We start from the raw sequence: 9,519 nt of genomic DNA, 5'->3' as shown, positions 1-9,519 counted from the left end.
CAGCACGAGCGTGCTGCGGGCCCTCAGGCGATGGCGCGTCGGGCGGCGCTACGCCTGGTCCCGGCGCAGGGACGGCTTGAGTTCCTTCAAGCGGCCCAGGAGGCCGTTCACGAACGACGGCGACTCGTCGGTGGAGAACTCCTTCGCCAGCTGCACCATCTCGTCCAGGACGACGGCGTCCGGGGTCTCGTCGACCCAGATCAGCTCGTACGCGCCCAGCCGCAGGATGTTGCGGTCCACGACCGGCATCCGGTCGAGCGTCCAGCCGACCGCGTACTGGGCGATCAGCTCGTCGATCCGCCTCGCATGCTCGGCGTAGCCCTCGACCAGCTGCATCGTGTACTCGCTGACCGGCGGCTGCCGCGTGTCGGACCGGGACAGCCGGATCCAGTCCGCGAGGACCGTCAGGACGTCGGCGCCGCGCTGGTCGCCCTCGAAGAGGATCTGGAAGGCGCGCTTGCGGGCCGTGTTGCGGGCAGCCACGGTTAGCTGTTCACCCGGCCGAGGTAGTCGCTGGTGCGGGTGTCGACCTTGATCTTCTCACCGGTGGTGATGAAGAGCGGGACCTGGATCTGGTGGCCGGTCTCCAGGGTGGCGGGCTTGGTGCCACCGGTGGAGCGGTCGCCCTGGACGCCCGGCTCGGTCTCCTGGATGGTCAGCTCGACGGCGGCCGGCAGCTCGACGAAGAGCACCTCGCCCTCGTGCTGGGCGACGGTCGCCGTGAAGCCCTCGATCAGGAAGTTCGCGGCGTCGCCGACGGCCTTCCGGTCGATGTGCAGCTGGTCGTAGGTCTCCATGTCCATGAAGACGAAGTAGTCGCCGTCCATGTACGAGAACTGCATGTCGCGCTTGTCGACAGTGGCGGTCTCGACCTTGACGCCGGCGTTGAAGGTCTTGTCGACCACCTTGCCGGACAGCACGTTCTTCAGCTTGGTGCGCACGAAGGCCGGGCCCTTGCCGGGCTTGACGTGCTGGAACTCGACGACGGACCAGAGCTGGCCGCCTTCGAGCTTGAGCACCATGCCGTTCTTGAGGTCGTTCGTGGAAGCCACGGTTGCGGAATCTCCTGGACTGACGTACGACCCCGGCGCACGCCACTGCCTAGAGGGCGAGCAGCTCCTTGGTCGTGATGGTGAGTAGCTCGGGTCCGCCGTCCGCCTCGGGGCGCACGACGAGCGTGTCATCGATCCGGACACCGCCCCGGCCCGGGAGGTGGACCCCCGGTTCGACGGTGACCGGCACGCAAGCGTCCAGTTTACCCATGGCCGCGGGCGCCAGCTGCGGGTCCTCGTCGATTTCGAGTCCGACGCCGTGTCCGGTCAGCGGTGGGAGTGCCTCCGCATAGCCGGCGGAGTCCAGCACCTGGCGGGCCGCGCGGTCCACGTCGCCGTAGCCCGCGCCGGGCGCCAGGGACTCCCGTCCGGCGCGCTGAGCGGCGAAGACCAGGTCGTACAGCTCGACCTGCCAGTCGGCGGGCGAGGTGCCGATCACGAAGGTACGGCCGATCTCGCAGCGGTAGCCGCGGTAGGTCGCGCCCAGGCACACGCTGAGGAAGTCGCCCTCCTCCACCCGCCGGTCGGTGGGGCGGTGCCCGCGACGGCCGGAGTTCGGCCCGGTGGCGACCGAGGTGGCAAAGGCCGGGCCGTCGGCGCCGTGGTCGACCAGACGGCGCTCCAGCTCCAGGGCGAGGTGCCGTTCGGTACGGCCGACCAGGATGGACTCCAGCAGCTCGCCGAGGGCCTGGTCGGCGATCTCGGCGCCGATGCGCAGACAGGAGATCTCCTCCTCGTCCTTGACCACCCTGAGCTGTTCCACGGCTCCGCCGAGGTCGCCGAGGCGGAGTGCGGGGGCCGCGGAGGCGATCGCTCGGTGCCGGGTGACCGTGAGGTGGTGTTCCTCGACGGCCAGGGAGTCGGCGGCCTGGGCCACGGCGAGCTCGGCCGCCGCGACCACGGCTTCGCCGCCGGAGCCGACGGCGCCGCAGACGCCGACGCCGTTCGGCGGGAGGACGTGCAGGCGCAGGTTCTCGTCCGGGCGGCCCTCGGCGGGGCGGTCGTCGGGCTGGCCGACACATACGAGGAGATCCTCGCGTTTGCCGAGCAGCAGCGCGGAGCCCTGCGGGGCTGCGGCGGCGAGGTAGCGCACGTTGGCTGGGCGGGTGACGAGCGCTGCCGCGGTGCCGGCCGCGGTGAAGTGGTCCCTCAGCCGGGATCGGCGGGTCGCGTACACCTCTGACATGAGATGAGCGTAGGAGTTTTGACCGATTTGTGCCGATTTTTAGGGGCCGAGTGGGGTTTGTGGGGGTGGCTGCTGTGGGTCGTCACGGCACCGCAGTTCCCCCTGCTTACCAGCTCGGTGGGCTTGCTATGGCCCTCGCCAGGACCTCGTCCAGAACGCGGGCTGTCCCAGGGACGTCCAGCTGGGAGTTGTCGATGATCGGCAGCCCCGAGCCGTACCAGCCGGCCATGCGGCCGTGGATGCGGGCGACCTCCTCGTCGGTGAGGCGGCGGTTGCCGGTGCGTTCGGCGTTGCGCTCCAGGACGATGTCCAGGCCGGGCAGGAGGACGACCGGGAGCAGGCCGGGGCCGACGTGGCGCTTCCAGCCGCCGAGGCCGACGACCGGGCGGTCCGGGAAGACCGCGTCGTCCAGGATGCAGGAGATGCCGTTGGCGAGGAAGTTGCGCGCGGCGAAGCCGCAGGTGCGGCGGGCCAGGCGGTACTGGGCCTCGGAGTTGTCGTTCCAGCCGGACTGGGGGTCGGCGAAGCCGGAGCGGACCCATTCGCGGACGTCGTCCAGGCTGATGTGGGCGGTGGGCACGCGGCGGTGGTCCGCCCAGTACTTGGCGACGCTGGTCTTGCCCGCGCCGGCCGGGCCGATCAGCAGGACGGCCAGGGTGGTGGTCGTCGGGTCGGGGGCCGGAGCGGGCGCCGGGGGCGCCGTGGGCAGGCCGACGGGGCCGCCGGGCGGCAGCGGGACGTGACCGGTGGTATCGGGGGCCGGCGGGGCCGCGGGCTGCGGTGCCGGGGGCTGGGGCGCGGCGGGTTGCGGGGGCGGGGCCTGAGGCGCGGGAGGCTGAGGCGCGGGAGGCTGCGGGGGTGTCGGCGGGACGGCGCCGTTGGGGGCCGGGAAGCCCGGCGGCGGGGGCACGGGGGCGGGCCCCTGGGAGGCTCCCGGGTGCGGGCCCGGGTGGTGTGCGGCCGACGCCCAGCCGGCGTGCGGCACCTGCCCCGGCTGGTGGGGCGGCGGCAGCGGAGACCCCACTGCGTGCTGCATCCGTTGCCACTCCGTCTCGTACAAGCAGTTCGTGCTGGCAGCGGGGCTGACCCCGCTGCCTACCGAACGGTACCGTCCCCCGTCGTCGTTTGGTGAAACGGCCGGGGGCGGCCCGAAGTGCCCGTGCCGCAAAGGAAGTCGAGGCAGGGAATCGGGCGGACGGAACAGCGGGGGACTTACTGGCCCACTTCGCCGTACGCGGCGAGCAGGACGGCCGGGTCCGGGCCCTCCAGGACGGTCGGCTTGGCCAGGCCGTCGAGGACGATGAAGCGCAGCAGGTCGCCGCGGGACTTCTTGTCGATCTTCATCGTCTCCAGCAGCTTGGGCCACTGGTCGTAGCGGTAGTGCAGCGGGAGGCCGACCGCTTCCAGGACCGCGCGGTGCCGGTCCGCCGTCGCGTCGTCCAACCGGCCCGCCAGACGGCCCAGTTCGGCGGCGAAGTGCATGCCGACCGCGACCGCCGCGCCGTGCCGCCACTGGTAGCGCTCGTTCTTCTCGATCGCGTGGCCGAGCGTGTGGCCGTAGTTGAGGATCTCGCGCAGGCCCGACTCCTTCAGGTCCGACGAGACGACCTCCGCCTTCACCCGGATCGAGCGCTCGATCAGCTCGGCCGTGTGCGGGCCCTCGGGGGTCCGGGCGGCCTCCGGGTCGGACTCGATCAGGTCGAGGATCACCGGGTCGGCGATGAAGCCGGCCTTGATGACCTCGGCGAGTCCGGAGACGTAGTCGTTGACCGCCAGGGAGTCCAGCGCGGCCAGGTCGCACAGGACGCCGGCCGGCGGGTGGAAGGCGCCGACGAGGTTCTTGCCCTCGGCGGTGTTGATGCCGGTCTTGCCGCCGACCGCCGCGTCCACCATGGCGAGCACGGTGGTCGGCACGGCGATCCAGCGCACCCCGCGCAGCCAGGTCGCGGCGACGAATCCGGCGAGGTCCGTGGTCGCGCCGCCGCCCACGCCGACGACGACGTCGGAGCGGGTGAAGCCCGACTGGCCGAGTGCCTTCCAGCAGTAGGCGGCGACCTCGGCGGTCTTGGCCTCCTCGGCGTTCGGCACCTGGATGGCGATCGCCTCGTAGCCCTGCTGGGCCAGGTCGGCGCGGAGCGCGTCACCGGTCTCGGCCAGCGCCTCGGGGTGGACCACCGCGACCCGCTTGGCCTTGGGACCGATCAGCCCGCCCAGCTCACCGAGCAGTTGGCGCCCGACCAGCACCTCGTAGGGGTCGGTGCCCGCGGTGCCGGCGACCTGGATCCGGGTGACTGCCTCGCTCATGCTTCCTTCAACTCCAGTGCGTCCAGCGCGGTTTGGGTGACCTCTTCGGGGGTACGGCCGTCGGTCGCCACGACGGCGGTGGCGACCTCCTCGTACAGGTGCCGCCGGGCCTCCATCAGCTCACGCCACTGCTTGCGCGGGTTGACCGCGAGCAGCGGCCGGGCCACGTTCAGACCGGTGCGTTTGACGGCCTCCTCCACGTCCATGGAGAGGTAGACCACCCGGTGTCCGGCGAGCAGCGTGCGCGTGTCGGCGTCCAGGACGGCCCCGCCGCCGAGCGCGAGAACGCCCTCGTGCTCGGCGAGCGCGAGGTGTACGGCCTGCTTCTCGATCGCGCGGAAGACGGGCTCGCCCTCGTCGACGAAGATCTCGGCGATGGTGCGGCCCTCGCCGGCGACGATGTCCTCGTCGGTGTCCCGGTAGCCGAGCCCGAGGCGCTCGGCGAGCAGCCGGCCGACGGTGGACTTGCCCACGCCCATCGGACCGACCAGTACGACGGCGGGCACGGCGCTCACCGGATCCGCAGGTTGTCGAGGTACGACTGCACGTTGCGCCGGGTCTCGGCCACGGAGTCGCCGCCGAACTTCTCGGCGACCGCGTCCGCGAGCACGAGCGCGACCATCGCCTCGGCGACGATGCCCGCGGCCGGCACCGCGGAGACGTCGGAGCGCTGGTGGTGGGCCTGGGCTGCCTCGCCGGTGGTGACGTCCACGGTCTGCAGGGCGCGCGGCACGGTCGCGATCGGCTTCATCGCGGCCCGCACCCGCAGCAGCTCGCCGGTGCTCAGACCGCCCTCGGTGCCGCCGGCGCGGCCGGAGACGCGCTTGATGCCCTCTGGCGTGCTGACGATCTCGTCGTGCGCCTTGGAGCCCGGCACCCGGGCCAGCTCGAAGCCGTCACCGAGCTCGACGCCCTTGATCGCCTGGATGCCCATCAGGGCACCGGCGAGACGCGCGTCCAGCTTGCGGTCCCAGTGCACGTGCGAACCGAGCCCGACCGGGACGCCGTACGCCAGCACCTCGACCACGCCGCCGAGCGTGTCGCCGTCCTTGTGGGCCTGGTCGACCTCCGCGACCATCGCCTTCGAGGCGTCCGCGTCGAGGCAGCGCAGCGGGTCGGCGTCCAGCTTCTCGACGTCGGCCGGCGTGGGGTACACACCCTGCGGGGCCTTCACGGAGCACAGCTCGACGACGTGCGAGACGATCTCGATTCCCGTGGTCTCCTTCAGGTACGACCGCGCCACCGCGCCGAGCGCCACCCGGGCCGCCGTCTCACGGGCGGAGGCGCGCTCCAGGATCGGGCGGGCCTCGTCGAAGCCGTACTTCTGCATACCGGCCAGGTCGGCGTGACCGGGCCGCGGCCGGGTCAGCGGCGCGTTACGGGCCAGACCCGCGAGGATCTCCGGGTCGACCGGGTCGGCCGCCATCACCTGCTCCCACTTCGGCCACTCGGTGTTGCCCACCATGATCGCGACCGGAGAGCCCAGCGTCAGACCGTGCCGGACACCACCCAGGAAGGTGACCTCGTCACGCTCGAACTTCATCCGCGCACCGCGGCCGTAGCCGAGCCGCCGCCGCGCCAGGTGGTCCGCCACCATCTCCGTGGTGATCGGCACGCCGGCGGGAAGCCCCTCCAGCGTCGCGACAAGTGCGGGACCGTGGGACTCCCCCGCGGTCAGCCAACGCAGCCTGCTCAACGGTGCTCCTCAGTGTTCGCGCCCGGTACTGCCCGGCGTACACGCGTCCTCGCGTACGGCGACGGCGCGACCGGGTGCGCGACCCCGGCCCGCCACCTCCGATCCTCCCACGTCCGGGGCCGGAATCCGGTCGCCGGTCCACAAGGCGGACGTGGCGAAGCGATCAGCGGGCGGCGAGTGCCTTCTCGCCGGCGCGGCGCATGGCCTCCAGGGGCGCCGGGGACCGGCCGGTCATCTGCTCCACCTGCAGGACGGCCTGGTGGACCAGCAGGTCGAGCCCGCTGACCACCGCTCCTGCGCACATGGACCAGCGGGCCGCCAGCTCGGTGGGCCAGGGGTCGTAGAGCACGTCGAAGAGGGTGCCGGGCCGCTCGGGTACGGCGGCGGCGAGGGCGTCGGTGGTGCCGGCGGGCGTGGTGGCGATCACCAGCGGTGCGCGCAGCGCCTGCTCGGCGTCCGCCCAGTCCGCCGTGCGCACCTCCACGTCGAGCCGCTCGCCCCACTGCCGCATCTCGGCGGCGCGGGCCTCGCTGCGGACGTAGGCGACGACCTCGCCGGTGCAGATCCGGGCGAGGGCGGCGAGCGCGGAGGAGGCGGTGGCGCCGGCACCGAGGATCGCGGCGGAGTCGACCTGCTCGATGCCGTGCTCGCGCAGCGCAGCCACCATGCCTGGAATGTCGGTGTTGTCGCCGAGGCGGCGGCCGTCCTCGGTGAGGACGACCGTGTTGACCGCGTCGACGGAGGCGGCCGTCTCGCTGATCTCGTCCACCAGCGGGATGACCGCCCGCTTCAGCGGCATGGTCAGCGACAGCCCCGCCCACTCCGGCCCCAGCTTCTCGAAGAAGCCGGGCAGCCCGGCCTCGTCCACCTCGAAGCGCTCGTACGACCACCCGGTGAGCCCGAGCTCGTCGTACGCGGCCCGGTGCAGCGCCGGGGACAGGGAGTGGGCGATGGGCTTACCGAGCACGGCGGCGCGGCGGGCGTCAGTTGCCCGAGCTGGCATTGAACTTGTCCTTGAGGCGCTGGAATTCGGCGAGGGTCTTGGCGAATTCGGTGTTGTTCACTCCGTCGGTCGCCACGAAATACAACCACCCGTCGTGCGTCGGGTTCAGGGCCGCCGTGATCGCGGCCTCGCCGGGGTTGCCGATCGGACCGGGCGGGAGACCCTTGTGCCGGTATGTGTTGTACGGGCTGAGGTTGCTGTTGATCTCCTTGAGGGAGATATGGATGTTGCTGGTGCCCTTGAGGTAGTTGTACGTCGAGTCGAACTGCAGCAACTGGTTCGTCTCGGTGTTGGTGGGCTTGAGACGGTTGTAGACCACCTCAGCCATCTTGCGGAAGTCGTCGTTCGTCTTGCCCTCCGCCTGCACCAGGCTCGCGACCGTGACCAGCTCGAACGGGTTGTTCAGGCCCAGCGCCCGGGCCTTCGAGGTGAGACCGTAGGCGTCGTACTTGGACTTGGCATCGGCGACCATCTGCTTCAGGATCGCGTCCGGCTTCATGCCCTTGGCGGCCGGATAGTTGCCCGGGAAGAGGAAGCCCTCCAACGGGTCCTTGATCTCGCCGCTGTTCGCCGTGTTCTGCGCCCAGGCGGGCAGACCGAGGGTCTTGTACTTCTGCCTGGCGACCTTCTCGGTGATGCCGGCGGAGAGTTCGAGTTTTTTGTCGATCGCCTGGTAGACGCCGGCATTCCGCTCGCCCGGAGTCACCATGACGATGTTCTGGCTCTTCGGGTCCATCATCATTTTCACGGCGCTGGCGGCGGACATCTCCTTTTTCAGGAGATACGCGCCGGCCTGGATGCTGTCCCCGCCGGGGATCGTGCTCTGCGCGTGTACGAAGGCTTCTGCGCTCTTGACGACCCCGGCCTGCTTCAAACGGTTGCCGATGTCCCAGCCGCCCGCACCCTTGGGGATCTCGACGGTCACCGTCTCGTTGATCCCGTCGCCCGTGTAGTCGGGCGCCGGGGCGAAACGATTTTGGTAGAACTTGTAGCCGAAGTAACCCACCGTGCCGACGCCGCCTCCGAAGACCAGGACGACGACCATGCAGGCGCAGCCGTTGCGCCGTTTCTTGCCCTTCTTGGCGGGCTTCTTGCCGCCGCGCCGGTCGCGGCGGCTCTGGAGCTCGTGCTCCTCGTCGTCATCGTCGTCGCCGCCACCCGTGAAGAAGGGGTGCTGCTCCTCCTCGTCGGGCACGGCCTCGGGTTCCGGCTCGGGGCGCCTGCGGCCGGGCGGCACCGGCGGCGGGTAGGCGTCCTCGGTGCCGTAGAAGTCGGGCTGCTCCCCGCCGTAGGCCATGGGCTGCTGGCCGTACGGGTCACCGGGATCGGGGGAGTACGGCATCTGGCCATGGGGGGCGGCCGCGTTCCAGCCGCCCTGCTGCTGGTACTGCTGCTGGGTGTGGCCGGCGTACTGCTGCTGGCCCTGTTCGTCGTAGTACGGGTACTGCTCGTGGCCGTACCCGGAGTGCTGCTGCTGGTTCCAGTCGCCGTACTGCGGCTGCTGCGGGTACTGCTGCTGCGGCTGGCCGCCGTAGGCAGGCTGCCGGCCGATGTGGGCCTGCTGCCCTTCCCATCCGCCGTCCCCGTACAACGGGTCCTGCGGATGCCACGGTTCGGGGCCTGGACCCCGGCCATACTCAGTCATCGATCCCCTAGAGCCGCGGCCGACCGGTCACGCGGCCGGTGGGCCCGCTTCCGTTCCGCCTCTTGCTGTGTGCCGGCTGTTCGAACACCGGCACATCGCGCGGAACGTTACCGTATCGCGATCAGATGACCACTTCGACGCCCTCGCCGGGTGCTTTACCTGACACTCGTTCGGATTCGAGGGCTTGCTGGAGGATGATGACGGCCGCCGCCTGGTCGATGACCGCGCGGCCCTTCTTCGATTTCACGCCGGAGGCGCGCAGTCCCTGACTGGCCGTCACGGTCGTCATCCGCTCGTCCACCAGGCGTACCGGCACCGGCTTGATGCCTTTGGCCAGCTCCTGGGCGAAGGCGCGGACCTTGACGGCGGCCGGGCCCTCGCCCCCCTTGAGGGAGCGAGGGAGTCCGACGACGACCTCGATCGGCTCGTATTCCTCCACCAGTTGACGCAGCCGGCGGTGGGCGGCGGGGATGTCCCGGCCGGGGACGGTCTCCACCGGTGTGGCGAGGATCCCATCGGGGTCGCACGAGGCGACCCCGATCCGGGCATCCCCGACGTCGATCGCAAGTCGACGTCCTCTGCGCATTTCCGACCGTTTCCTTACTTCGCCGTCTTCTTCGCCGTCGATTTCGC

At 71.0% G+C, this 9,519-nt stretch carries 10 protein-coding genes; all 10 read right to left on the bottom strand.

The genetic code is table 11. The annotated features are described in order from the left end of the window. Positions 1-48: 48 nt before the first annotated feature. Positions 49-483, bottom strand: a complete 435-nt coding sequence (gene nusB / locus ACWGJ5_RS44775; RefSeq protein WP_351813130.1) for a transcription antitermination factor NusB — start codon at positions 481-483, stop codon at positions 49-51. 2 nt (positions 484-485) lie between these two features. Then, a complete protein-coding gene (efp, locus tag ACWGJ5_RS44770; protein WP_351028412.1) occupies positions 486-1,052 on the bottom strand; it encodes an elongation factor P in 567 nt (188 codons plus the stop codon). A 49-nt stretch (positions 1,053-1,101) separates the two neighbouring features. Beyond that, a complete protein-coding gene (locus tag ACWGJ5_RS44765; RefSeq protein WP_453315351.1) occupies positions 1,102-2,238 on the bottom strand; it encodes an aminopeptidase P family protein in 1,137 nt (378 codons plus the stop codon). 106 nt (positions 2,239-2,344) lie between these two features. Next, complete coding sequence (locus tag ACWGJ5_RS44760; RefSeq protein ID WP_453315350.1) at positions 2,345-3,274, bottom strand: Pro-rich N-terminal domain-containing protein; 930 nt, start codon at positions 3,272-3,274, stop codon at positions 2,345-2,347. 176 nt (positions 3,275-3,450) lie between these two features. Beyond that, positions 3,451-4,542, bottom strand: coding sequence for a 3-dehydroquinate synthase (aroB, locus tag ACWGJ5_RS44755; RefSeq protein WP_453315349.1), 1,092 nt, complete (start codon positions 4,540-4,542; stop codon positions 3,451-3,453). Further along, on the bottom strand, positions 4,539-5,021 hold the full coding sequence (locus tag ACWGJ5_RS44750; protein ID WP_453315352.1) for a shikimate kinase: 483 nt from the start codon (positions 5,019-5,021) through the stop codon (positions 4,539-4,541). Before ACWGJ5_RS44750 ends, aroB begins: the two co-directional genes overlap by 4 nt. 32 nt (positions 5,022-5,053) lie before the next feature. After that, positions 5,054-6,238 carry a chorismate synthase gene (aroC, locus tag ACWGJ5_RS44745; RefSeq protein WP_453315348.1) on the bottom strand — a complete coding sequence of 395 codons (1,185 nt, stop codon included), beginning with the start codon at positions 6,236-6,238 and terminating at the stop codon, positions 5,054-5,056. 163 nt (positions 6,239-6,401) lie between these two features. After that, on the bottom strand, positions 6,402-7,241 hold the full coding sequence (locus ACWGJ5_RS44740; protein ID WP_453315347.1) for a shikimate dehydrogenase: 840 nt from the start codon (positions 7,239-7,241) through the stop codon (positions 6,402-6,404). Next, positions 7,222-8,886: an endolytic transglycosylase MltG gene (gene mltG / locus ACWGJ5_RS44735; RefSeq protein ID WP_453315346.1), complete on the bottom strand. Its 1,665-nt coding sequence runs from the start codon at positions 8,884-8,886 to the stop codon at positions 7,222-7,224. The genes ACWGJ5_RS44740 and mltG overlap by 20 nt, the downstream gene beginning before the upstream one ends. Positions 8,887-9,007: 121 nt before the next feature. Beyond that, positions 9,008-9,472, bottom strand: a complete 465-nt coding sequence (ruvX, locus tag ACWGJ5_RS44730; RefSeq protein WP_351242928.1) for a Holliday junction resolvase RuvX — start codon at positions 9,470-9,472, stop codon at positions 9,008-9,010. Between the last annotated feature and the right edge of the window lie 47 nt (positions 9,473-9,519).

This window comes from Streptomyces sp. NPDC054783, assembly GCF_053611725.1.
The sequence above is the reverse complement of the archived record's forward strand: the minus strand, read 5'-3'. Positions and strand labels throughout refer to the sequence as shown.